The 22,757-nt window shown below is 59.0% G+C and carries 21 protein-coding genes and 1 pseudogene; 12 read left to right on the forward strand and 10 right to left on the reverse strand.

All coding sequences use genetic code 11. The annotated features are described in order from the left end of the window. Window positions 1-18: 18 nt before the first annotated feature. The 6 genes from QLG12_RS09855 (at window position 19) to QLG12_RS09880 (ending at window position 7,307) form a co-directional block, all read left to right on the forward strand. Complete coding sequence (locus QLG12_RS09855; protein ID WP_282474399.1) at window positions 19-447, forward strand: rhodanese-like domain-containing protein; 429 nt, start codon at window positions 19-21, stop codon at window positions 445-447. A 362-nt stretch (window positions 448-809) separates the two neighbouring features. Beyond that, window positions 810-2,600 carry an Eco57I restriction-modification methylase domain-containing protein gene (locus tag QLG12_RS09860; protein ID WP_282474400.1) on the forward strand — a complete coding sequence of 597 codons (1,791 nt, stop codon included), beginning with the start codon at window positions 810-812 and terminating at the stop codon, window positions 2,598-2,600. A 2-nt stretch (window positions 2,601-2,602) separates the two neighbouring features. After that, window positions 2,603-3,706, forward strand: a complete 1,104-nt coding sequence (locus QLG12_RS09865) for a BsuBI/PstI family type II restriction endonuclease (protein WP_282474401.1) — start codon at window positions 2,603-2,605, stop codon at window positions 3,704-3,706. Between the two features lie 668 nt (window positions 3,707-4,374). Next, window positions 4,375-5,154: an ABC transporter substrate-binding protein gene (locus QLG12_RS09870; RefSeq protein ID WP_197871032.1), complete on the forward strand. Its 780-nt coding sequence runs from the start codon at window positions 4,375-4,377 to the stop codon at window positions 5,152-5,154. A 127-nt stretch (window positions 5,155-5,281) separates the two neighbouring features. Further along, window positions 5,282-6,394, forward strand: coding sequence for a succinylglutamate desuccinylase/aspartoacylase family protein (locus QLG12_RS09875; protein ID WP_197871034.1), 1,113 nt, complete (start codon window positions 5,282-5,284; stop codon window positions 6,392-6,394). Between the two features lie 196 nt (window positions 6,395-6,590). Next, window positions 6,591-7,307, forward strand: coding sequence for a prolyl oligopeptidase family serine peptidase (locus QLG12_RS09880; RefSeq protein WP_197871036.1), 717 nt, complete (start codon window positions 6,591-6,593; stop codon window positions 7,305-7,307). Between the two features lie 3 nt (window positions 7,308-7,310). Here QLG12_RS09880 and QLG12_RS09885 read toward each other — a convergent pair whose 3' ends face one another. Next, on the reverse strand, window positions 7,311-7,877 hold the full coding sequence (locus tag QLG12_RS09885) for a hypothetical protein (RefSeq protein ID WP_064384130.1): 567 nt from the start codon (window positions 7,875-7,877) through the stop codon (window positions 7,311-7,313). Window positions 7,878-7,963: 86 nt separating this feature from the next. Further along, a complete protein-coding gene (locus QLG12_RS09890) occupies window positions 7,964-8,731 on the reverse strand; it encodes a hypothetical protein (RefSeq protein ID WP_197871038.1) in 768 nt (255 codons plus the stop codon). Between the two features lie 147 nt (window positions 8,732-8,878). Here QLG12_RS09890 and QLG12_RS09895 point away from each other — a divergent pair, with 147 nt between their 5' ends. Beyond that, window positions 8,879-9,418 carry a chalcone isomerase family protein gene (locus tag QLG12_RS09895; protein ID WP_064382372.1) on the forward strand — a complete coding sequence of 180 codons (540 nt, stop codon included), beginning with the start codon at window positions 8,879-8,881 and terminating at the stop codon, window positions 9,416-9,418. Between the two features lie 76 nt (window positions 9,419-9,494). Further along, a complete protein-coding gene (locus QLG12_RS09900; RefSeq protein ID WP_282474402.1) occupies window positions 9,495-10,814 on the forward strand; it encodes an Nramp family divalent metal transporter in 1,320 nt (439 codons plus the stop codon). A gap of 250 nt (window positions 10,815-11,064) precedes the next feature. On the opposite strand, the gene QLG12_RS09905 is transcribed toward QLG12_RS09900, so the two are convergent. The 3 genes from QLG12_RS09905 to QLG12_RS09915 are packed head-to-tail and all read right to left on the reverse strand — an operon-like array spanning window position 11,065 to window position 13,646. Continuing rightward, window positions 11,065-12,246, reverse strand: coding sequence for an acetyl-CoA C-acetyltransferase (locus tag QLG12_RS09905; RefSeq protein ID WP_197871042.1), 1,182 nt, complete (start codon window positions 12,244-12,246; stop codon window positions 11,065-11,067). Between the two features lie 11 nt (window positions 12,247-12,257). After that, on the reverse strand, window positions 12,258-12,923 hold the full coding sequence (locus tag QLG12_RS09910) for a CoA transferase subunit B (RefSeq protein WP_011333516.1): 666 nt from the start codon (window positions 12,921-12,923) through the stop codon (window positions 12,258-12,260). A gap of 24 nt (window positions 12,924-12,947) precedes the next feature. Beyond that, a complete protein-coding gene (locus QLG12_RS09915) occupies window positions 12,948-13,646 on the reverse strand; it encodes a CoA transferase subunit A (RefSeq protein WP_007956274.1) in 699 nt (232 codons plus the stop codon). Window positions 13,647-13,819: 173 nt separating this feature from the next. On the opposite strand from QLG12_RS09915, the gene QLG12_RS09920 reads away from it, so the two are divergent. Continuing rightward, window positions 13,820-14,698, forward strand: a complete 879-nt coding sequence (locus tag QLG12_RS09920) for a LysR family transcriptional regulator (RefSeq protein WP_197871046.1) — start codon at window positions 13,820-13,822, stop codon at window positions 14,696-14,698. A 10-nt stretch (window positions 14,699-14,708) separates the two neighbouring features. On the opposite strand, the gene QLG12_RS09925 is transcribed toward QLG12_RS09920, so the two are convergent. Both QLG12_RS09925 and QLG12_RS09930 read right to left on the reverse strand, forming a co-directional pair. Then, window positions 14,709-15,551, reverse strand: coding sequence for an NAD-dependent protein deacetylase (locus QLG12_RS09925; RefSeq protein WP_282474403.1), 843 nt, complete (start codon window positions 15,549-15,551; stop codon window positions 14,709-14,711). A gap of 82 nt (window positions 15,552-15,633) precedes the next feature. Next, on the reverse strand, window positions 15,634-16,680 hold the full coding sequence (locus tag QLG12_RS09930) for a class I SAM-dependent methyltransferase (RefSeq protein WP_197871051.1): 1,047 nt from the start codon (window positions 16,678-16,680) through the stop codon (window positions 15,634-15,636). A gap of 448 nt (window positions 16,681-17,128) precedes the next feature. Here QLG12_RS09930 and QLG12_RS09935 point away from each other — a divergent pair, with 448 nt between their 5' ends. From QLG12_RS09935 to QLG12_RS09945, 3 genes are all read left to right on the forward strand, one after another. Continuing rightward, on the forward strand, window positions 17,129-17,662 hold the full coding sequence (locus QLG12_RS09935) for a hypothetical protein (RefSeq protein WP_282474404.1): 534 nt from the start codon (window positions 17,129-17,131) through the stop codon (window positions 17,660-17,662). A gap of 359 nt (window positions 17,663-18,021) precedes the next feature. Next, window positions 18,022-18,861 (forward strand): DUF692 domain-containing protein, encoded by an 840-nt coding sequence (locus QLG12_RS09940; RefSeq protein WP_197871055.1) that lies wholly within the window; start codon window positions 18,022-18,024, stop codon window positions 18,859-18,861. After that, the gene (locus QLG12_RS09945) at window positions 18,854-19,603 is read left to right on the forward strand and encodes a putative DNA-binding domain-containing protein (RefSeq protein ID WP_197871063.1); all 750 of its coding nucleotides are present in this window, start codon (window positions 18,854-18,856) and stop codon (window positions 19,601-19,603) included. Before QLG12_RS09940 ends, QLG12_RS09945 begins: the two co-directional genes overlap by 8 nt. A gap of 1 nt (window position 19,604) precedes the next feature. Here QLG12_RS09945 and QLG12_RS09950 read toward each other — a convergent pair whose 3' ends face one another. From QLG12_RS09950 to QLG12_RS09960, 3 genes and pseudogenes are all read right to left on the reverse strand, one after another. After that, window positions 19,605-20,312 (reverse strand): tryptophan 7-halogenase, encoded by a 708-nt coding sequence (locus tag QLG12_RS09950; RefSeq protein WP_282474405.1) that lies wholly within the window; start codon window positions 20,310-20,312, stop codon window positions 19,605-19,607. Window positions 20,313-20,412: 100 nt separating this feature from the next. Further along, a pseudogene (locus QLG12_RS09955) lies at window positions 20,413-20,535 on the reverse strand (FAD-dependent oxidoreductase); the annotation flags it as partial. Next, on the reverse strand, window positions 20,501-22,681 hold the full coding sequence (locus tag QLG12_RS09960) for a hypothetical protein (RefSeq protein WP_282474406.1): 2,181 nt from the start codon (window positions 22,679-22,681) through the stop codon (window positions 20,501-20,503). The pseudogene QLG12_RS09955 and the gene QLG12_RS09960, both read right to left, overlap by 35 nt. Window positions 22,682-22,757: the final 76 nt, after the last annotated feature.

Here is a 22,757-nt window from a genome sequence, read left to right on the forward strand (position 1 = left end):
ACAAAGGAGTGATTCAACATGACCAGCCTGGTTCGCGAAATCCCTGCAGCGCCTTCGGCCATTGCCCTGATGCATTTCAGCAACCGTCTGACCTTTGAAACCGATTGTTCCGACGTCTTCAGCAGCCAGGAAGCCGGCGAAGTCGACTTTGTGCTGGTGGACGTGCGCGGGCCGCTGGCCTTCGAGCGCGGCCATGTGCCGGGAGCGATCAATATTCCGGGGCGTTTGCTGACGGCGGAAGGGCTGGCGAACTACCCGAAAAACACACTGTTCGTGGTTTATTGCGCCGGTCCCCACTGCAATGGCGCCAACAAGGCCGCGGTGAAGCTGGCGGCGTTGGGTTATCCGGTCAAAGAGATGATCGGCGGGGTGACCGGTTGGCTGGATGAAGGCTTTGAGTTGAGTGTGTGGCTAAACTCCAGCGATTCCTTAAGTTGTCAATGCTAGCGCTCAGGCCCCTCTTGATTTGTCAAGAGATGACTCCGAAGTTTCAAAGACACACTCTGGAGTGCAACTGGTCTGGCATTCAGCGCGCTACCCTGAAAAATTACAGATTCAGGTTTTGGAAGACGGCCCAAGAAGCACGTTGATCTGCTAACTTATTGTTTTTTCCAACGTTGTGATAACGTTCGCGCAGATTTTTAAAGCTCCGACAGAAGCCGCATTTTGATGGAGCGTTGGGGGCATCGTAGCTAAATTGATAGCACCAGGTCTTTGAAGGTACCAAGGCTTCGATGGGATACTCCCACACAAACGAAGTCGTTCTGATGCCTTCCAAAAGAGTACCTCTACGCAGCCAAAGGATATTCATGAACAACCTCTCCGCGAACGCGACTTGGATAGATCCATCGGCCGAGCCAATCCATCGTTACCAAGCTTGCAAGGCCATGGCCCGTGGATATGCTGCTGCCAAAAAAACGGATGACGCGCGTTTGGACCATGCTAAAGCCTTTTGCGCGGCAATCGTTAGCTCCTATTGGGCTGAGGTCTGCAAGCGCCATCGTGTGAATATGGCCTCGAGGCCAATGCGGGATTCATTACCAGTGCTGGTTGTCGATGTTCAATTTGTTGCAGATGGCATAGGGCGATTGATTGCGGAATTCCCTGTCGAAGATGCTGGTTATCTGATTGGCAGCATTTATACGGTAATGCTACCCGACGCACAGCGTTCCGCGATGGGGGCATATTATACGCCGCCCCCCCTTGTCGCTCGTCTGCTTGATATGGCTGAAGCTGCCGGTTTTGACTTCTCTTTCGATACGGCTATTGATCCCGCATGTGGGGGAGGTGCTTTCCTTGTTCCGATAGCATTGCGAATGCTTGATCGCGCGCGTCCCGCGGAACCTGGATGGATTGTCCGTCAGTTGGGCGTGCGCTTGAGGGGCATTGAGATTGACCCTTTCGCAGCATGGATGGCTCAAGTTTTGGTGGAGGCCGCTTTAATGCCTCTTTGCATTGCTGCCGGCCGACGACTGCCTGAAATAGTGACCGTCGATAATGCCTTACGACCATGTGAGCAGCCCAAAAAATTTGGCTTAGTGATTGGGAATCCACCCTATGGGCGTTTGTCCTTGGATGAGCCGATGCGTAAATATTACGCTCGTTCACTCTTCGGGCATGCCAATCTCTACGGTCTTTTTACCGACTTGGCTCTGCGCATGGTCAAACCAGGCGGAGTTGTTGCCTACCTCACGCCTACCTCTTTTTTAGGTGGGCAATACTTCAAAGCATTGCGTCAATTGCTTACTAAAGAGGCAACGCCGATCGGATTCGATTTTGTGTCGGATCGTGACGATGTATTCGACGACGTGCTGCAGGAGACAATGTTAACAACGTACGTCCGAGAAGTTCGACATACGCCGGCAGAAATTTCGTCGCTTGTTCCCCAAGGACTTAATGCTGCTCGTGTTGAGTCTTTAGGCACCATGTGCGTTGGTCGAGGTGGAGAACCATGGCTATTACCGCGAACCTCGATGGATGCAGCGATATTGCGCGCAATCGATCATATGCCTACACGCCTTTCAGATCTTGGATATTCTGTTTCCACCGGGCCTCTAGTATGGAATCGCCACCGCGAACAGCTCCGTACTCAAATTGACCGTACTACATTGCCGTTGATATGGGCAGAGTCTGTCACGTCAGAGAATTTTGCATTTAAGGCAGAGCGACGTAACCATGTTCCGTTCTTCGCCCCGGAGGAGTCCCAACCGCACTTAGTAACTAAAGCCAGCTGTGTGTTGGTTCAGCGTACTACTTCGAAAGAACAGGGTCGTCGGCTGGTTGCCGCCGTTTTACCACAGGATTTTTTGGACCAGTACGGCGGAGCGATCGTAGAAAATCACCTCAATATGGTATATCCCCGCACCCCGTCAGATGCGCAAATCTCCGTCGCTGCTATATCTGCGCTATTGAATACGGAGGTCGTAGATCGTGTTTTTCGTTGTATCAGCGGAAGTGTGGCGGTTTCCGCCTATGAAATGAACGCCTTACCTCTACCTTCAGTGGAACAGTTGCTTAGCTTAGAAAAACTACTGACCCTCGGGTCAAACAAGAAACCAGCTGTCGAGCGTTTGGTGTCCTCTTTTTACGGGATGGTTTAGTTTTGTTTCAATCTCTCATACCTTCTGTAGCACTTATCTACGAACGATTACCTGAAATTTTTCCTGAGGGTACAGAGAATCGGAACTATGTGGTCCGAGAAATGGCAGCGCGAGCTATCTTCGTAATGTTTTACACTGGTGCTATTGACGGGGCTGAGCGCTGGATCAGGCCAAGTCAAGTCACTGGAATGTCTGATGAGCAGGCGGTTTTAGTGGACGAGGGGAGTCGTGCTGCTTGGGTTACCATGTCTTTGGAACAAAAAAATTGGCGCACATCTTCTGCGTGGTATGCAGAAAACAGCCGCGAACCAGTTCGAGACGAGACATTGCGTAATGGCTTAGTAGCGCTTCGAGCTGTTGTAGAGCGACCGGGCGTACCTACCACCTCATCTAAGCCAAAGTACGCTTTAGAGAAGGAATTTGCAGGTCTATTCGACCCCAACCTGGTAGGTTCAGATCTAGAGAGGATGATTACCCTATGGCAAGAATCGCACTTGTCCAAAGCAGCGATTTCGAGATTTCGACTTGTTAAGCACGGTGCTACCCTCGCAGTCGACGCGGTGAAAGTTAATTTTCCAAATGGTGAATTTCGTTCTCTGGCTCCAGGGGCATCGAGTGCTATTGCCAAAGCGGTAATCGAAGTCTTTGCTCCACGCTTTCTAAAGCATCCAGCTATACTTTGGCTTTCAGAGTCGGGTAACAAAGTGGTGGCGAGAGACGAAGCACTCGCGAATGCACTTGGTTTAAAAATTGACGCATCGAAGGCTTTACCTGATGTCATTTTAGTGGATTTAGGTTCGGATATTGGCGGTGCTGACATGAAGGTGGTATTCACTGAAGTCGTTGCCACCGATGGTCCTATTAACCGTGAAAGGAAGACTGCATTAACCCGCTTAGCTCTGGAAGCTGGATTTGTTGAGCAGCAGCTATTGTTTTTGACCGCATTTATGGATCGAGCAAGCGGACCGTTCAGAAAAAGTATTGCAGAGCTGGCTTGGGGGTCTTATGCATGGTGTGTATCGGAGCCAGATAATATTATTGAGCTTCGGGACAGTTTATTCGTAAACTGTTTGGTCGGCGAGACAGGAAGTAACAGTTTTCTTTGAATTCAATCGGTATGTGAGAGGGATTTATGGCGGATGGTAATTGGACAGAGTTAGCGTATAAAGCAGTGAAGCAAGTTGCACAAAATCAACGGGAATTTACGCCGGATGACGTATGGGCGACTGGGCTTCCTAAACCTGCGGAGGCACGTGCATTAGGGGGGGTTATGAGTAGAGCTCGTAGGGAAGGGCTTATTAAAAAGACAGGACGAGTTCAACCTACTACGCAGCCTGAAAGTCATGGTACGGACGTTACTATCTGGGAGTCATTGATTTTTCAATAAGCGCTAGATGATCGACGGAGGAGCCTCCCGATAGCCGGTCAATTCTAGCTGTCTGGGCTAGTAAATTTTTCGGCAGGTTTTTTGCGTACGCATTCATTGATAGATCCGTATTGATTAAAAATGCGGGTCGCTCTTGATCGAATACAGGCACTCCCATCCTTCAGAAACCCAGCTTTGTCCTACAACCCTTGCATCGCTCTGGCGCACACTTTTCCCAGGTGATGGCACTCGCCGATTTTCTGTAAGTATTTGTCGCTTAAAAACAATTTGCCCCGTGCGCGCCGCCATAGACTGCCGGCCACTTCGGTTTTTTTGCGCTGTACAGCCCAAGGCCGAACCTGATAATCGAAAGCTGCCAATAAAAGCCTCCGCACACGGGAGTAATAAATGAAAAAGCTGGTTATGTTCGGTGCCCTGGCACTGTCGATGTTGTCCCTGACCGCCGTGGCCGAAGACGCCAAGCCGATCCGTATCGGTATCGAAGCCGGTTACCCGCCATTCTCGATGAAAACCCCTGACGGCAAACTGGCCGGTTTCGACGTGGACATCGGCGATGCGCTGTGTGAGCAGATGAAAGTCAAATGCACCTGGGTCGAGCAAGAGTTCGACGGCCTGATCCCGGCGCTGAAAGTGAAGAAGATCGACGCGATCCTGTCCTCGATGACCATCACTGACGACCGCAAGAAAAACGTCGATTTCACCATCAAGTACTACCACACCCCGGCGCGCTTCGTGATGAAGGCAGGCTCCGGCGTGAAAGACCCGCTGACCGAACTCAAAGGCAAGAAAGTCGGCGTGCTGCGCGCCAGTACCCACGACCGCTACGCCACCGAAGTACTGGTGCCGGCCGGCATCGAGCTGGTGCGTTACGGCTCGCAGCAGGAAGCCAACCTGGACATGGTGTCCGGTCGTATCGACGCGATGCTGGCCGACTCGGTCAACCTGAGCGACGGCTTCCTGAAAACCGACGCCGGCAAAGGCTTCGAATTCGTCGGCCCGACCTACGAAGACGCCAAGTACTTCGGCGGCGGCGCCGGTATCGCCGTGCGTAAAGGCGATACCGAGCTGGCAGAGAAATTCAACGCCGCCATCAACGAAATCCGCGCCAACGGCAAGTACAAGCAAGTGCAGGACAAGTACTTCGACTTTGACGTATACGGCCTTTAATACGCTGTAGAAAAAAGTGGCCCCGTTGATGCGGTGGCCACTTTTTTTTCGCCCGTGATTTATCCTGTCAGCACATTTTCAATGCGGTCGCTGGGTAGCAGCGACCACAGAATTTCCGGAGTTCCCCATGCAACGCATCGATCATCTTCTGCCCTGGAGCCACTTGGGCAGCGAACGTTCCCTGAGCGTGTTCCGTTACGGCGCCGGCCCGCGCAAGGTCTACATCCAGGCCAGCCTGCACGCCGATGAACTGCCGGGCATGCGCACCGCGTGGGAACTGAAAAAACGCCTGGCCGAGCTGGAAAGCAACGGTCAGTTGCAAGGCGTGATCGAACTGGTGCCGGTGGCCAACCCGATCGGCCTCGATCAGCATCTGCAAGGCAGTCACATGGGCCGTTTCGAACTGGGCAGCGGCAAGAACTTCAACCGCTCCTTCGTTGAACTCAGTGCGCCGGTGGCCGAGCGCATCGGGAGTCAGTTGGGCGGTGATGCCCAAGCCAACATCGCGCTGATCCGCCAGGCCATGGGCCAGGTGCTCGATGAACTGCCGGCCCCGGCCTCGCAACTGGAAGCACTGCATCGTCTGTTGCTGCGCCACGCCTGTGAGGCCGATATCACCCTTGATCTGCATTGCGATTTCGACGCCGCGATTCATATTTACGCACTGCCGCAACACTGGCCGCAGTGGCAATCCCTCGCCGCACGCCTGAAGGCTGGCGTGGCGCTGTTGTGTGAAGACTCCGGCGGCAGTTCGTTCGATGAATCCTGCTCCTCGCCGTGGTTGCGCCTGGCCCGGGCCTTTCCGAACGCGGCGATTCCACCGGCCAACCTCGCCACCACCCTGGAGCTGGGCAGCATGGGCGACACCCGCGTCGATCAGGCTCAGGCCAACTGCGAGGCGATCCTGGGCTTTCTCGCCGAACAGGGCTTCATCAGCGGTGAATGGCCAACAGCGCCGGAAGCATGCTGCGAAGGCATGCCGTTCGAAGGCACTGAATATCTGTTTGCACCGCACCACGGCGTGGTGAGTTTCCTGCGCGATGCCGGTGAGTGGGTCGAGCGTGGCGATGCGCTGTTCGAAGTGGTCGATCCGCTGAACGACCGCGTGACCACCGTGCGCGCCGGCACCAGCGGCGTGCTGTTCGCCATCGATCGCGGTCGCTATACCCAGCCCGGAATCTGGCAGGCGAAGGTGGCGGGGCGTAAGCCGATTCGAGTCGGGAAGCTGATTAACGATTGAAGGATCTTTGCTGAATTTGATGGCCTTTTCGCGGGCAAGTCGAAACGTCGAACCGCAGCTCCCACAGGTTTCGAGGTGTACGCACAATCACTGTGGGAGCGGGCTTGCCCGCGATGGCGATGTCAGCGGCACCGCAATAGCTGGACAGACAGTGTTAGGCTCTGCCCCGAACCCTGCACTGTGTGAAGGAAGGCTTATGTTGAAGGTGTTTGCGCTGTTGACGCTGCTCGCGTCCACTGCCGTTCAGGCTCAGACCTCGCTGCAAAACGATCTGCCGCTCAACTACCTGGCCCAGGTGCACCCGGACGCCGAACAGCGTCCGCTGGTGATTTTCCTGCATGGCTATGGCAGCAACGAAGCAGACTTGATCGGTATGAAATTTCAGCTGCCCAAGCATTACAACTACCTGTCGGTGCAGGCACCGATGGCGTTGGGCGAAGGACGTTTCCAGTGGTTTCGCAAGAAAGGCGAAGGTGCCTACAACGGTGAGACTGATGATCTGAAGGCCAGCAGCCAGAAACTGCGGGCCTTTATCGCCGCTGCGGCGCAGAAATATCACGCGCGACCGGAGAAGGTGTACCTGATCGGTTTCAGTCAGGGCGCGATGATGACCTACGAGGTCGGGCTGCGGCAGCCGGCGGCGGTGGGGGGCATTGCGGCGTTGAGCGGGCGGGTGTTGCCGGTGCTCAAGAGCGAGCTGAAGTCAGAGCAACAGCATCCGCCGCTGGACATCTTCATCGGCCACGGCACGGCGGATGACCGGGTGCCGTACAGCGGTGGCACCGAAGCCGATGCGTTGTTGCAGAAGCTGTCGTACAAACCGCAATTTCATGCCTATCCCGGCGTCGGCCACAGCATCAGTGCGGCCGAGCTTCGGGATTTGAACGACTGGTTGCAGCAACTCAATCCCTGAGCATCACTTTTCCTTGAGGATGGTTTTCACCAGTGCCTCGTGACCGCTCTTGTCGCTGGCCCGGGAAATCACCTGGACCAGCGCCATGCGCGTGCCGGAACCGGCCAGCAACGTGGTGTTGAGGGTCTGGCCGCCGCCCTGGGTGGCGGTGCTGTCGACCTGACGCAGACCCAGGCCATTGCCTTTGCGGGTCAGGCTCTTTTCACTGAGCTTGTTGAAGTCCGGCAGGGCCTTGCGTTGGGCGTCGATGAAATCGGAGACGGTGCCGTCCAGAAACGCACTGTCGTTGTCCTTGACGTTTTTGCCTTCGGGAATCTGGTTTTCGGCGACGATGACTACAGTCTTGGTGGCGTCATTGCTGTACATGGTGCCCTTGGCGCCGGTCGGACCGGCCGGCAGCGGGTCGCCGACAAAGCCCTTGGGCAGGACGAAACTGAATTTGCCTTCCAGCATCGAGACTTTCTCGGTGACAGCCTTCTCTTTGGCCTTGGCTGCCTGAGCATTCATGGCGCCGAAACCGGCCACCGCCGCCAACAACAGGACAACGGCTTTCTTGCTAAGCAATGACATTTGAATCTCCGAGGGATGGTCGCGCTTGGGCGGCGATCATCCCATGGAGCGTGCCCGGCACTCCAGCGCGGTTTGTCCGGCCGGGGTCAGTTCGGCGCCGGCACCGGTTTGGCCAGCAGTTGTCGGGTGACGCCCAGCATCGCCACCGAAACGGCCACTGCCACGCCGAAGCCGGCGAAGCCCAGGCCTGGAACCGTCAGCGCCAGCACCAGACAGAACGCCGAAAACGAATACATCCCCGTGGCCGTCGCCCGCAACAACGCGGCGGTAAACGCCGGGCCACGGGTCTGCTGGGAAAACACCGCCATCACGCTGCCGAGCACCGGGAACACCGCGAGCAGACCACTCCAGCGCTCGCCGACGGTGCTGGCCAGCATGGTTACCACCAGCGTCAATGCGGCTCCGGCGATCATCCGCCAGACCAGTTTGTCCGATTTCGGCGCCGGGCCGCTGACCACCGGTTGCACCTTGGGAAACAGATGCGGCGCGGCGAGGAGGGCGGTTGCGGCGGCAGCGACCGAGAAAGGCAATGACGCAGGAATCAGCGACAGAATCAGCGCCAGCACGGCCCAGACCGATAAGGAAACCACCAGCGCCAACGGCCAGTTCGCCCGCTGCGCCACCTGCGCATAAGTGATGCAAAACGCGATCATCGCAAACATGGCCGACAGCGCCGCCACCGCCGATTGCGCGGCAAACGCCGGGCCCTGCTCAATGGCGAGGAAAAACAGAATCGGCCCGACCACCACCGGCAACCCCGACAGCCACCCGGCGACACTTGGGCCCCAACGCTTGCCCGCGAGGGAAATCAGCAGCAGGAAGCCAGGAATCAGCAGCAGTTTAAGGATCAGCACGCAGGTGTCTCCGTCGGGGGCAGTGGGGCCACGTTAGCATTGTCATTGGCGGATTGCTGCGTGTGCATGCAAAACATGTATACAAAATAACAGGCGTGATAGCGGACTATGCTATGAGTGTCAGGGTTTACCGGAGTCGATAGCGCGATGAGCAATACACCGAAGTTGTTGCGTGGATGCTGCGGTATCGGCTTGTGGGCCTTGCTGCTGACACCTACCTGGGCCAGCTGGCAGGACGCAGTCCCCGGCGCGCAAATCATCGGCACCGGCGATTTCAGCGTGTTCGGCTTCGACGTCTACAACGCCCGGTTGTGGAGCGCGGCGCGACCGCTGGCCGACGGCCAACCCTTTGCCCTTGAGCTGATCTACCGACGCTCCATTTCCCGCGACGATCTGGTGAAGGCCAGCGTCGACGAGATCAAGCGTCTGGCCGGTTCCTCCCTCAGCCCGGTGAAATTGGCCGTGTGGCAAACCCAGATGCAGCAATCATTTGTCGATGTGCAGGCCGGTACGCGGATCACCGGAGTGTATTTGCCGGGCCAAGGCGCGCGGTTCTTTGTCGGGCAGCAGTTGCAGCATGAAATTAATGATCCGCAGTTTGCCCGGGCATTTTTTGACATCTGGCTTGACCCGCGCACGCGCAGTCCCGAGCTGCGCCAGCAATTGCTGGGCGACGCCAAACCCTGAGTCCATCACATCTGCTCTTGGGCGCGCCGACTGAAACGTCTAAGCTGCGCCTTTCGACTTGTTTCTGGATGTGTTCGTGAAATTCAGTTTGCCCAAGATCGCCACGGCGCCGTTCTGCCCGCCGGAAGTGGCCGGCAGTGTCCCGGTCGATCCCAACGCCTCGTTCTTCAAACGCGTGCTGCGCTTTGCCGGCCCCGGTTTGCTGGTGTCGATCGGCTACATGGATCCGGGCAACTGGGCCACTGCCATCGAGGCCGGTTCGCGTTTCGGTTACAGCCTGTTGTTCGTGGTGTTGCTGGCGAGTCTGGCGGGCATGGTCGTGCAATGCCTGTGCTCGCGGCTGGGCATCGCCACCGGGCGCGATCTGGCGCAGCTTTCCCGCGAACGCTACAGCACTCCGACGGCGCGGCTGCAATGGGTGCTGGCGGAAATCTCGATCATCGCCACTGACCTGGCAGAAGTGCTCGGCTGCGCGCTGGCGTTTCACTTGCTGCTCGGTTGTTCGCTGACGTTCGGTATCGCTCTGACCGCATTCGATACGTTGCTGGTGCTGGCCCTGCAAAATCGTGGTTTCCGCCGGCTGGAAGCGATCATGCTGGTGCTGGTCGGGACCATCGGCGCGTGCTTCTTTGTTGAATTGCTGTTGATCAAACCGTACTGGCCGGACGTCGCCCTAGGCTTCAAACCGTCGCTGTCGGCGATCAGCGATGCTGCGCCGTTGTACCTGGCTATCGGCATCCTCGGTGCCACGGTGATGCCGCACAACCTGTACTTGCACACTTCGATCGTGCAGACGCGGCTGATCGGCAAGGATCTGGCCAGCAAGCAGGACGCAGTGAAGCTGGCGCGCATCGACACCATTGGTTCACTGGCGCTGGCGTTGCTGGTCAACGCGGCGATCCTGATACTCGCGGCAGCAGCCTTTCATCAGTCCGGACACACCGACGTGGTCGACATCCAGGACGCCTATCATTTGCTCGACCCACTGGTGGGCGGCGCGCTGGCCAGCGTGCTGTTCGGCGTGGCGCTGCTGGCGTCGGGGCAGAGTTCGACCTTCACCGGCACCATCGCCGGGCAAGTGATCATGGAAGGCTATCTGAACCTGCGAATCCCTTGCTGGCAGCGGCGTCTGATCACCCGTGGGCTGGCGCTGATCCCGGCATTCATCGGCGTGTGGCTGATGGGCGATGGCGCGGTGGGCAAGTTGCTGGTGCTGAGCCAGGTGGTGTTGAGCCTGCAATTGCCGTTTGCGCTGTATCCGCTGATTCGCATGACCAACGACAAACAGCTGATGGGGCCGTTTGTGAATCGGTTACCGACGCAGGTGCTGGCGTGGGGATTGTTTGTGCTGATCAGTGGGGCGAATGCGTGGTTGATTCTGCAGTTGGCAGTGTGAGCAGATGTTTTTGTGTTGACTGAACCGGCCCCATCGCTGGCAAGCCAGCTCCCACAGTGGGTGAGGGTGGATTCAACTTCTTTGAGCACCCCCTGACCCTGTGGGAGCTGGCTTGCCAGCGATGGGGCGAGAAAGCCCGACATGAAAATCAGGCAAAAAAATACCCGGTGCGACGTGAGTCGTACCGGGTTTGTTGCCAACGGGCCATGGATGTCGTGGATCCACTGCCCGCTGTTGAACCTCTTTGCGCTTACGCGCGTTCCAGCGCCAGGGCCACGCCCTGACCGCCGCCGATGCACAGGGTCGCCAGACCCTTTTTCGCATCACGCTTGATCATTTCGTGCAGCAGGGTCACCAGCACACGGCAGCCCGATGCACCGATCGGGTGACCGAGGGCGATGGCGCCGCCGTTGACGTTGACTTTGTCCAGATCCCATTGCAGATCCTTGGCCACTGCCAGCGATTGCGCGGCGAAGGCTTCGTTCGCTTCGATCAGATCCAGTTGGTCGATGTTCCAGCCAGCCTTGTCCAGGCAGCGGCGAGTGGCGGACACCGGGCCGATGCCCATGATCGCCGGGTCGACGCCTGCGTTGGCGTAGGCGGCGATTTTCGCCAGCACCGGCAGGCCCAGGGCCTTGGCTTTTTCGGCGCTCATCAGAATGACCGCAGCCGCGCCGTCGTTCAGTGACGAAGCGTTGCCGGCAGTGACGCTACCGTCCTTCTTGAAGGCCGGACGCAGCTTGGCCAGGGATTCGGCGGTGGTGTCGCCGCGTGGCTGCTCGTCAATCTTGAACGCCACCGGATCGCCTTTGCGCTGCGGGATCAGGATCGGAGTGATTTCATCGACAAAACGACCGGCCTCGATGGCTGCGGCGGCTTTCTGTTGCGACGCAGCGGCGAAGGCGTCTTGCTGCTCGCGGCTGATCTCGTATTTCTCGACCAGGTTCTCGGCGGTGATACCCATGTGGTAATCGTTGAACGCATCCCACAGGCCATCGCTGATCATGGTGTCGACGATTTGTGCGTGGCCCATGCGCAGACCGGTGCGCGCGCCGGGCATGACGTAGTTGGCCAGGCTCATGTTTTCCTGGCCGCCGGCGATGATCACGTCAGCGTCGCCGCAACGGATCGCCTGTGCACCGAGGTGCAGGGCCTTGAGGCCCGAGCCGCACACCTTGTTCAGGGTCATGGCCGGCACGGCGTGTGGCAGACCGGCCTTGATCGCCGACTGGCGCGCCGGGTTCTGGCCGGCGCCGGCGGTCAGCACCTGGCCCATGATCACTTCATCGACCTGGGCACCGTCCAGACCGGTCTGCTCAAGCAACTGGCGGATGACCGCTGCGCCCAGATCCACGGCGGAGACGCTGGCCAGCGAACCCTGGAAACTGCCGATCGCGGTACGCGTGGCGGCAACAATGACGACGTCTTGCATTTTCGAATTCCTCACTCGGCAGCGAACTGCATTTCTGGTACGTGATCCGGGACGATCAGCTTACCAGCGGTTTTGGCGACGATTTCCTCGACGCTGACGCCAGGTGCGCGTTCCTTGAGGACAAAAGCGCCATTTTCGATTTCCAGGTACGCAAGGTCAGTCAGCACGCGCTTGATGCAACCGGCGCCGGTCAGCGGCAGGCTGCACTGGCTCAGCAACTTGGACTCACCGTCCTTGGACGCGTGGGTCATGATGACGATGATGTTGTCGGCGCCGGCCACCAGGTCCATCGCGCCGCCCATGCCCTTGACCAGTTTGCCCGGGATCATCCACGAGGCGATGTTGCCTTGCACGTCCACTTCGAACGCGCCCAGCACGGTCAGGTCGACGTGACCGCCGCGGATCATGGCAAAGGACTCGGCGGAGTTGAAAATCGATGCGCCGATGCGCGCGGTTACGGTCTGTTTGCCGGCGTTGATCATGTCGGCGTCGATGGTGTCTTCAGTCGGGAAAGGGCCCATGCCGAGCAGGCCGTTTTCCGATTGCAGCATGACTTCCATGCCTTCGGGGATGTAGTTGGCGACCAGGGTTGGAATGCCGATACCGAGGTTTACGTAGTAGCCGTCCTGCATTTCGCGGGCGACGCGTTGAGCCATTTGTTCGCGGGTAAGTGCCATGTTCTTGTTCTCCGTCAGCCTGGATTATTTGCGGATGGTGCGTTGTTCGATGCGTTTTTCGAACGTGCCGCAAATGACCCGGTCGACGTAGATGCCGGGCGTGTGGATGTGTGCCGGATCCAGCTCGCCGGGTTCGACGATTTCTTCGACTTCGACCACGGTGATCTTGCCGGCGGTAGCGGCCAGCGGGTTGAAGTTCTGGGCGGTGTGGCGGTAGATGACGTTGCCGAAGTGGTCGGCTTTCCAGCCTTTGACGATGGCGAAGTCACCGGTGATGGACTCTTCCATCAGGTACTTGCGACCGTGGAATTCACGTACTTCCTTGCCTTCGGCGACCGGGGTGCCGACGCCAGTAGCCGTGAAGAACGCCGGGATGCCGGCGCCGCCTGCGCGCATTTTCTCGGCGAGGGTGCCTTGCGGGGTCAGTACGACTTCGATGTCGCCTTTGAGCAATTGCTCTTCGAACAGCTTGTTTTCGCCGACGTAAGAGGCGACCACCTTGCTGATCTGGCGGTCGGTCAGCAGCACGCCGAGGCCGAAGCCATCAACGCCGCAGTTGTTGGAGACGACGGTGAGGTCGCGGGTGCCCTTGCGCTTGATCTCGGCGATCAGGTTTTCCGGGATGCCGCACAGGCCGAAGCCGCCGGCGATTACGGTCATGCCGTCTTCAAGACCTGCCATGGCTTCCTCGTAGGAATACACGCGCTTGTCGAAACCTGCCATATGCACCTCTTTTATTGTTTGTCGGGCGGCTGGCTAGCCGAATGACTGGAGTGTCGCGCTGAAGGATATATTTGTTAAGTTGATTTTTAAGGTTGATTGATTGATAAAGCTCATTAAATGTCCTCCCTTGTTGGCGGACGGACGTTCAGCTTAGCCCTTCAAGTGAAACGACCATGACCATCAAGCAGATCCGCGCCTTTCTCGCCGTCGCCCAGAGCCTGAGCTTTGCCGTGGCCTGCGAGCGCCTGCACCTGTCGCAATCGGCGCTGAGCCTGACCATCAAGGCGCTGGAAGAGGGCCTCGGCGGGCGCCTGTTCAGCCGCAACACGCGCAACGTGGCGCTGACCCCGGAAGGGGAATCGCTGCTGCCGCTGGCCCGGCGCCTGATCGCCGACTGGGACAACGCGGAAGACGAAATGCGCCAGCGCTTCAGTCTTCAGCGCGGGCGGGTGACACTGGCGGCGATGCCGTCGTTTGCCGGTAACCTGTTGCCACCGATCCTCAAGACCTTCCGCGCGCGTTATCCGAACGTCAATGTCACGGTCAACGACGTGATCAACGAGCAAGTGCTGGAAATGGTTCGCGATCGTCAGGTCGAACTCGGCGTGGCCTTCGAGCCGATGCAGAACACCTCGCTGATGTTCACACCGCTTTACCGGGATCGCTTCGTCGCCGTGGTACCGCAGGATTCGCCGCTGGCCAACCGTAGTGACATCGATTGGCAGACCTTGCTGCAGGAACCGTTCATTACCCTGCAACGACCGTCCACGGTGCGGGTGATGCTGGAAGAACACTTGCAGGCCCGGGGCATGAAGCTGCCGGTGGAATTTGAAAGCCATCAACTGGCGACCGTCGGGCGGATGGTGGCGAGCGGGCTGGGAGTGAGTGCAGTTCCGGCGTTGTGTGCCGGGCAGATGCGCGAGTTGGGTGCGCATTGCCTGAACTTGCACGAGCCGGTGGTGGAGCGGGCGATTGGCGTGCTGACGGATCCGGGGAATGAACTGTCGGCGGCGGCGCAGGCGCTTTTTGACATTCTCAAGGCTGAACACTGACCTGGGCAGGTCATGAAATCAGGCGTTGTGTCAGCAACGGTAATAGCTGTTCGCAGGACGCTTCAATCTTCAAATCCAGCAACTCATCCGCCCGCGTTTTCCCCAGATTGATCGCGATCAGCGGCTTGCCCCGGTCCGCAATCACCCGGCACAGGCGAAACGCCGAATACGCCATCAGCGACGAACCCACCACCAGCATCCCGGCGGCATTTTCCGCCAGCGCCATGGCCCGCGCCGCCGTTGGCTGCGCCACGTTCTCACCAAAAAACACCACGTCCGGTTTCATTCGTTCGCCTGCGCAATGCGGGCAGTGCGGCACCTGGAAGCGCGCCTCGAAGGCCGGATCGAGCAGAGTGTCGCCGTCCGGCGCCTGCACGGCATCGACGCCGGCCAGATACGGGTTCTGCGTTTCCATCAATTGCTGAATCGAATCCCGCTCGCTGCGCTGACCGCAATCCAGACACAGCACCCGGTGCAGGCTGCCGTGCAGTTCGATGACGTCGTGACTACCGGCCTGATCGTGCAAGGTATCGACATTCTGAGTAATCAAACCGCCGATCCGCCCGTGGCTTTGCAGACTGGCCAAAGCCTCATGGGCAGCGTTCGGCCGTGCCTGGCGCACGCGCGGCCAGCCGAGCATGGCCCGGGCCCAATAGCGGCGGCGCGATTCCGGGGCGGCGAGGAATTCCTGGTACATCATCGGCTGCCGGCCACGGCGCACGCCGTCGGTGTCGCGGTAGTCCGGGATGCCCGACGGCGTGCTGATGCCGGCGCCGGTCAGCACAATGAAGTCGCCGTCGGCCATGACTTGTTGCAGGTAGTCGAGCGGGTCGGGGAGGGGACGGTCGAGCATGATCAGCGCTCCGCAGGCGAAAAGTGCCTTGCAGGTTAGCACTGACGGACGCTCCCCGGCAGGCACGTCCTGTGCCCGGTTTTTACTTGCGCGCCTCCAGAATCAGGTTGAACGGCGTTTGCGTCGCCCGCCGGAAGTGTTTGAAGCCGGCTTCGGTAAACACCTTGCGCAAGCGTGACTCGCCTGCCTGCGCACCGAGGCCGAGGCCCACTTCCTGGGACAGCGAATTTGGCGTGCAGATGAACGTTGACGCGGCGTAGAACAAGCGCCCGACCGGCGTGATGTTTTCATCCAGGGTGTCATTGGCAAACGGCTCGACCAGCAGCACCGTACCGTCGTCTTTCAGGGATTCGAAGGCGTGTTTGGCAGCGCCGACCGGGTCGCCCATGTCGTGCAGGCAGTCGAAATAACAGATCAGGTCGTAGTCATCGCCGGGATAGCTTTTCGCCGTGCCCTGGAAGAACCGCGCGCGACTGCTGACGCCGCCTTCTTCGGCCCGTTGGGTGGCAACGGTGATTGAAGGCGCGTGATAGTCGAAGCCGACAAAGCGCGAGTTGGGATAGGCCTGGGCCATGATCACCGTGGACGCACCGTGACCGCAGCCGATATCGGCGACCTTGGCGCCTGCTTCGAGTTTGGCCACCACGCCGTCCAGCGCCGGCAGCCATTCGGCGATCAAATGCCCCTTGTAGCCGGGGCGGAAGAAGCGCTCGGTGCCGGTGAACATGCACGGATGGTGATCGCCCCAGGGCAGGGCGCCGTTGCCGCGCATGGCTTTGACCAGTTTGTCCTTGTCATGGAAAAACGACGCCACCACGCCGAGGCCGCCGGCCACGTACACCGGCGAGTCTTCCTTGGCCAGGGCCTGCGCCTGTTCTTCCGGCAAACGAAACTTGCCGTCGTGGTGTTCCATGTAGCCGGACGCCGCGTGGGCGCTCAGCCATTCGCGCACCAGTCGCGGGTTGCAGGTGGTTTTTTCGGCAAGGGTTTCGGGGCTGATCGGCTGACTGTCGGCCATCGCCCGGTAAAGGCCGAGTTCTTCGCCGACGATGACATTGGCCAGCATCGCCGCGCCGCCCATGTCGTTGACCAGTTTGCCCATGAATTCGTTGAGTCTGGCCTCGTCCATTTCATGTGCTCCTTTAACAGGATCACAGTCCGGTGGCGTTGGGGGTCGAGGCATTCACCACCGGGCGGTGGTCGTGGAAACGGGCAGGGCGACACTGCTGTCCTGCGTCCCCCTCGACTGGGTACTGATTGAGTCTAGCCGGTCTTCTTGCCGGCGAAAGCACGCTAGGCGCACTTCCTTACGCAACACGCAGATTTTGCCTACAACTTCGACGTGACGCTATCCCATATTCTGAATCGACTCGGTCGAGACAAGGACTTTTGAGTGCTGAAGTCTTTGTTTATCTGTGAAGTCCGAAGCCACTTCCTCGCACAGACTGATTGCATCCGCCGAGATCCATCCCCGCTACAAGGTATGAGCTCTGTCGTCTTGCCGAGTTACTCACCGATGGTGAACGCGAGCCGAATCGCAGCAATAAATTAATGCATTGGATGCAACGGAGAGCGAATTGACCGCCTACTTTCCACCGCTGTGCATAGGCGGATTGACGTACAACCTTTCTCATCTAGAACCCTTTACATTCACGATTCAGAGCCAATTGGCGAGGCGTGATTTACGCGTGCATGTCACTTTTAAGAATCATTGTTTCAGCAAGGGTTACGATCAAACCTTACATCCGGCTGAAGAGCCAATCCTGCTCGACCATGCCCAGCGCCAGCGTACCTTTTGCATGATCCGCTACCGCCTTTCACTGTCACTGCCACCAGTGATCAAGGGGTTGAATCATCCACAGGCTAAAGTCCGTGAAACGGCGGCGATGCGAAACTGGGCGTACTCCATCATGATTGAGGATCCGAGCGGGCCCTACCATGTCTTTTTTGAGTTACGCCGCGCTGCAGAAGGGAAGCCGCAAGATCTCAATCTGGTCGTGGAAAGCGCCTACCACCAGACTGAAAAGCCGCCCAGGCTATTCGGGAAAATGGGATTTATGCTGCTGTGCGGTAAGGTCTACCTTCGTCAACCGACCTCTACCAAACGCTGACCCCAGAAACGAAAAAAGGCGCCAAAGGCGCCTTTTTTCGATTCGGTAAAGCAGATCCAGACACCACTTGCGAACCGCCTTGCGCGGTTACAGCTCTCGCTGCTGGGAAGCGCTCAATCTCATCTGGTCAGTCGCTTCGATGGGGGCAAAGCTAACGAAAACCGGCGAATACGTCAATGAATTCGTAACTCGCCGTTCACGAAGAGGGCAGCGGTTCTGTATCCCATTGTGTACAGGCTCACCACCGATACAAAACCCGCCACTTTCCGCGCATTACCCACACAGCCGCGATACACCCGTCCGTTTAACTGGTCCTGTCAGTCGCCACGCCCGGCGGCTCCTCAGCAGAGATCTAGCCCATGCAGACTCCCCACCTCACCTTGCAGGCCAGCGTCGGACTCGGCCTGCGTCGCGGCCTGATGAAAGACCTGCAAGCCGCGCGCACCGGCGATTTCGACTTTCTGGAAGTGGCGCCGGAAAACTGGATCGGCGTCGGCGGTGCCCATGGCGCCGCGCTGCGCGGGCTGGCCGAGCGATATCCGTTGTCCTGCCACGGGCTGTCGTTGTCGCTTGGTGGCTCGGCGCCGCTGGACGTTGGTTTCCTCCGCGAAGTGCGGACTTTTCTCGATCATCACAAAGTGCCGCTGTACAGCGAACACCTGAGCTATTGCAGCGACGACGGTCACCTCTATGACCTGCTGCCGTTGCCGTTCACCGAAGAAGCGGTGCACCACGTCGCCACGCGGATACGCCAGGCCCAGGACATTCTCGGCCGGCGACTGGCGGTGGAAAACGTTTCCTACTACGCCGCGCCTCGGCAGGACATGGACGAAGTGACCTTCACCAACGCCGTGCTGCGCGAGGCCGATTGTGATCTGCTGCTGGACGTCAACAACGTCTACGTCAACTCGATCAACCACGGTTTCGATCCGCAGACCTTTCTGGCCGCCATCGAGCCGGGCCGGGTGGTCGGCATGCACGTGGCCGGGCACTTCGACGAGTCCGACACGCTGAAGATCGACACCCACGGCGCCTCGGTCAAACCGGTGGTCTGGTCGTTGCTGGCCGACGCTTATGCCCGATTCGGCGCGCAGCCGACCTTGCTGGAGCGGGATTTCAATTTCCCGGCGTTTTCTGAACTGGTGGCCGAGCTGCAAACCATTCGCCGTCTGCAAACCGAAGGAGGCCCGCGTGGATAATCTTCTGCTGCAACAACAGGCCCTGACCCGCTATTTGCGCGATCCGGGCCATGAAGCGCCGCCCGCCGATATGAACGCGGCGCGGGTCAATGTCTATCGCGATCTGGTGTTCAACAACGTCTCGCAACTGTTGGGCGGTACGTTTCCGGTGCTGATCCGGATCATCGGCCAGGAACGCTGGCGCATATTGATTCGTGGCTTCCTGCGGGACTACCGCGCGCAGACGCCGAAATTCGGCGAGATCGCCGAAGAGTTTGTCGGTTACCTCGCGTCGGAACCTGCCGTATTAAACGACGGAAAATGGCCTGCGTTTCTCGTGGAGCTGGCGCATTACGAATGGGTGGAAATGGTGTTGCAGCAGTCCGATGCCGAACCCTTGCCGGCGAGTGATCCGGCGCACTTGCTGGATCGGCCGTTGCAGGTTTCGGCACTGGCTTGGCCCTTGGCGTACACTTGGCCGGTGCAGATGCTGGGGCCGGATCATCAACCGGCCACGCCATCTGTCCAGCCGACGCTTTTGCTGGTGCGGCGTACGACGGACTGGAGTGTGAAGTTTTCCGAGCTGAGCCCATTGGCCTGGCGGTTGTTGCAGCGGATCGAGGAGTTCCCGTTGTTGAGCGGTCGCGAGCAACTGCAAGGGTTGGCGTTGGAGGCGGGGTTGCTGGAAACAGTGTCATTCATGGACAGCGGACTGGCGCTGTTGCAGCAACTGCACGAGGACGGTGTGATCGGCGTTGTCTGAGTCAGACATGAGGTTGCAGCCAGCGTGGCGGATCAGGATGAAGGCGATAGAAGCGACGCAGTTGTGCCATGTCTTTCTCGAACCAGTCGCCCAGCCATTGACTGTATTGCCTCTGAGCCGACGATTGCACAGAGGGTTGCCCGATGCAGTCGGACACCACCTGCGCGGCCTGCATGCCGGTCATCAAGGCCTTGAGCACGCCATGGGAAGACGCCGGGTCAAGCTGACTGCAGGCGTCACCGACCATGAAGTAGCCGCTACCGGCGACTGCGGTGCTGATGCGCCACGTAACATCGGCGCCGTGGATGGCGCCTTGCGCGGGCCAGTGTTGCAGCTGCTCTGGAACCGCCGGTCGGCGCAGGTTCGGCGCGTCGAAGGCCAGATGCGTCCAGTGCGTCAATTGCGCCTGCACGTTTGCGATCCACGTCCATCCACCGGGAACCGCTGACAAGTGCGGTGCGTGCCGATAAGCGAATGGACAACCCCGGACGTAACCGTAACGGGCAATCAGACGTGGCGAACAGCGGCGCATGGTCAGTCCCAGCTGTCGATGCAGCCAGGCTGACGAGCCGCTGGCATCGATTACATAGTCGGCGCTCAACGGGCCTGAATCGGTTCTGACACCCGTCACACGATTTTTCACGCTGAGGACGGCGAGTGCGCGACACGGCTGGAGCACCATCACCCCCAGCGCTGCGGCGTGCTGCAATAACGCTGTGTCCAGCGTTGCCCGTGGAATCTGAAAGCCTCGCCATGAACCCTTGTCCTGGATGCAGGCTCTCACCGGGGCGAAATCGCGGGAATTCCTGACGCTCGATCAATGCCACGTGCAGACCGCGTTGTGCGCAACCGATCGCTGCCGCCGATCCCGCCGGACCGCCACCGATCACCACGACATCAAAGCGCTTCAAGGGCGAGTTGCCACGCAGCATTTTCGTATTTGACCAGTATCGTTTCGGCGCTGACGAACAGTCGCACTTGTTGTTTGACCTGCACATCCCTCCATTTGAAGTCTTCGGCAGGGATGCTCATGACGCCGCGTTCGTACATCAGGAAGCGATAGACCCAACCGCGCAACACGATACCGACCTGCTGTTGCGCCGATTCCAATTCCGGATCGGGTCGCTCCACACGGATGAAGGACAGCAACGGCCACGTATTACGCAAGGCCTTGTCGGTTCCCGCGCCGAGTACGTTGTACACGCGGTACATCGAGAGCACCCGGTCTTGATATTCCTGCTGGGTGATTGCGCCGGTCTGCTGCAGGGAGAATCGGTTTTCAAGCGTGACCTGCGTGTAATCACTGTATTCGTAGGCGTGGTAACGGACGAACGTCCGTCCCTGATCCTGGATCAGTTGCGGGGATGGCTGGTTGTCCCAGGCGACGGCGCCTCTTCCGGTTTCCCTATTGGTCAAAGGGATAATGGTGTGCAGGCTGGAGCGGGGCTCGAAAGTGCTCGCAGAGTCGGGGGCCAGGCCTGGCCAGAAAGAGCCCAGTGCTGCGCAGATTCTGGCGTCTTCGGGAAAAGGACTGGCCATCTGGTAACCGGCGAGATGGTCGATCCAGCTACCGTCCGGGCTTTGCTCACGCACTCGGCCTACCCCCCAACCCGGGGCGAAAAGTCCGGCTTCGCCGTCCGGCAATGTGGACGGACGGTCGATGCCGACAGGGTGCGCGCCGGTCAGCGGCCTTGAGACCGGCTTGCGCGGCAAGCCGACAATCGCGGTGACTCCCTGATCCTCCGGGGAGAATGGCTGACCCGCGAGTGTCAGGTTGGCGCAATAGCGCACATTCGATAACGCCTGCAGTCGGGCATGCCAGATGTTCGGGTCGTTAAAGACTGGCACCTGACTGGCCCAGTGCATCAGGCGGCGCGGGTGGCAAAACGGAAAGAAACACGGGGAGGCAATGATCGAATAGGCAGGTATCGATTGCAGGTGCCCAAGCGACGGGCAGCGCGCACGGATATAACCGTCGGCCGTGCCGTCCCGATAGTGCAGGGCGCGATAGCCGCCTTGCCTCACCAGCTCGGCGACACCCTCGCGGTGGTTCAGATCTTCGATGGTGCCATTGTCGTGCAGCATTGACCGACCATGGATCATGCCCCCCGAGTCCCTGGGCATCGTGAATGACAACAACTGGCCCCGGTAACAGGCCTGCTCGGCGAGCCGGGGTCTGGGCCGGGGCAGCAGTAGACTCGACCCCGATCCGCGCTCCACCTCCAGCGTTGCCAGGCCATCGGTGATGACAAAGGGGGATTGGGAAATATCCGGTTCTTGCCAGCCGGTGTCGCTGTGACGCAGATGGATGTGGCGAATCTTTTCATTGATATGAAAAGCTTTGAATTTCACCTCCAGATCCAGTCCCGCAAGGCATTCCTTGCCATCGAACAGCTTGTGCATCGGCACCCAGAATTTCAGTGCGGGATCGACGTCCGGCTGAGCATCCATCGGGCCGAACTGTTCGTGATTTCCTTGGCGTTGCACGGCGATATAGGCGCTGTAATGCACCGGCATTATGCGAATGCCGTAGGGGTCGTCCTGAACGAACGGCAAGAAGCAGCGCAGCTCGGGGGCGTACAGGGCGCTGGTATTGCCCACACGAGCAATACCGCTGCGCGAGTAACACAGATCGGCGTGCTCACCATGAACCGTGTCGGGGGCGCAACGGTACTCGCTGGCAAACACTGCCACGGCCAGCGGTTCGCCCTGGGCCTTTCGCTGCAAATCCTTGAGCGAGGGTGGAAGGACGCCGAAGACGTAGTTCAGAACAGCCCGGATCTCGACAGGGGTTGGATAGGTTTGCAGGGGCTGACCACTTGCATCGCGCGTGACCCTCGGCGACGCCAGCGCATGGAAGAGCAGGCTTTGAGCAGGCCGGACAGGTTCGATCGCCCGATTGCCGGCCGGGCAAAAGTCTTCAAAACCGGGAAGCGACCGGTCGATACGCAATGGTTTGAGCAGTTCGTCCTTGAGCGGTACGGCGAGAATATCCAGACCATGAGCCAGCATCAGCGAGTGCCAGCCGCCCGGCGCGAGCCGCCGACAGGCTTGAGTGACAGAATCGAGCAGGGACATGGTTCACCACGCGACGGCTGAGCGAGGTGTCATCCCACAATAATTCTGCCTGGCCGGCTACTGTCAGATCTGACAG

Source organism: Pseudomonas sp. V88_4, assembly GCF_029967985.1.
Taxonomy (GTDB): domain Bacteria; phylum Pseudomonadota; class Gammaproteobacteria; order Pseudomonadales; family Pseudomonadaceae; genus Aquipseudomonas; species Aquipseudomonas glycinae.

What these genes read in the sequence shown, in the direction of transcription:
- QLG12_RS09855 (WP_282474399.1), top strand. Translation starts at nt 19, where the DNA reads ATGACCAGCCTGGTTCGCGAAATCCCTGCAGCGCCTTCGGCCATTGCC.
- QLG12_RS09860 (WP_282474400.1), top strand. Translation starts at nt 810, where the DNA reads ATGAACAACCTCTCCGCGAACGCGACTTGGATAGATCCATCGGCCGAG.
- QLG12_RS09870 (WP_197871032.1), top strand. Translation starts at nt 4,375, where the DNA reads ATGAAAAAGCTGGTTATGTTCGGTGCCCTGGCACTGTCGATGTTGTCC.
- QLG12_RS09875 (WP_197871034.1), top strand. Translation starts at nt 5,282, where the DNA reads ATGCAACGCATCGATCATCTTCTGCCCTGGAGCCACTTGGGCAGCGAA.
- QLG12_RS09880 (WP_197871036.1), top strand. Translation starts at nt 6,591, where the DNA reads ATGTTGAAGGTGTTTGCGCTGTTGACGCTGCTCGCGTCCACTGCCGTT.
- QLG12_RS09885 (WP_064384130.1), bottom strand. Translation starts at nt 7,877, where the DNA reads ATGTCATTGCTTAGCAAGAAAGCCGTTGTCCTGTTGTTGGCGGCGGTG.
- QLG12_RS09895 (WP_064382372.1), top strand. Translation starts at nt 8,879, where the DNA reads ATGAGCAATACACCGAAGTTGTTGCGTGGATGCTGCGGTATCGGCTTG.
- QLG12_RS09905 (WP_197871042.1), bottom strand. Translation starts at nt 12,246, where the DNA reads ATGCAAGACGTCGTCATTGTTGCCGCCACGCGTACCGCGATCGGCAGT.
- QLG12_RS09910 (WP_011333516.1), bottom strand. Translation starts at nt 12,923, where the DNA reads ATGGCACTTACCCGCGAACAAATGGCTCAACGCGTCGCCCGCGAAATG.
- QLG12_RS09915 (WP_007956274.1), bottom strand. Translation starts at nt 13,646, where the DNA reads ATGGCAGGTTTCGACAAGCGCGTGTATTCCTACGAGGAAGCCATGGCA.
- QLG12_RS09920 (WP_197871046.1), top strand. Translation starts at nt 13,820, where the DNA reads ATGACCATCAAGCAGATCCGCGCCTTTCTCGCCGTCGCCCAGAGCCTG.
- QLG12_RS09925 (WP_282474403.1), bottom strand. Translation starts at nt 15,551, where the DNA reads ATGCTCGACCGTCCCCTCCCCGACCCGCTCGACTACCTGCAACAAGTC.
- QLG12_RS09930 (WP_197871051.1), bottom strand. Translation starts at nt 16,680, where the DNA reads ATGGACGAGGCCAGACTCAACGAATTCATGGGCAAACTGGTCAACGAC.
- QLG12_RS09940 (WP_197871055.1), top strand. Translation starts at nt 18,022, where the DNA reads ATGCAGACTCCCCACCTCACCTTGCAGGCCAGCGTCGGACTCGGCCTG.
- QLG12_RS09960 (WP_282474406.1), bottom strand. Translation starts at nt 22,681, where the DNA reads ATGTCCCTGCTCGATTCTGTCACTCAAGCCTGTCGGCGGCTCGCGCCG.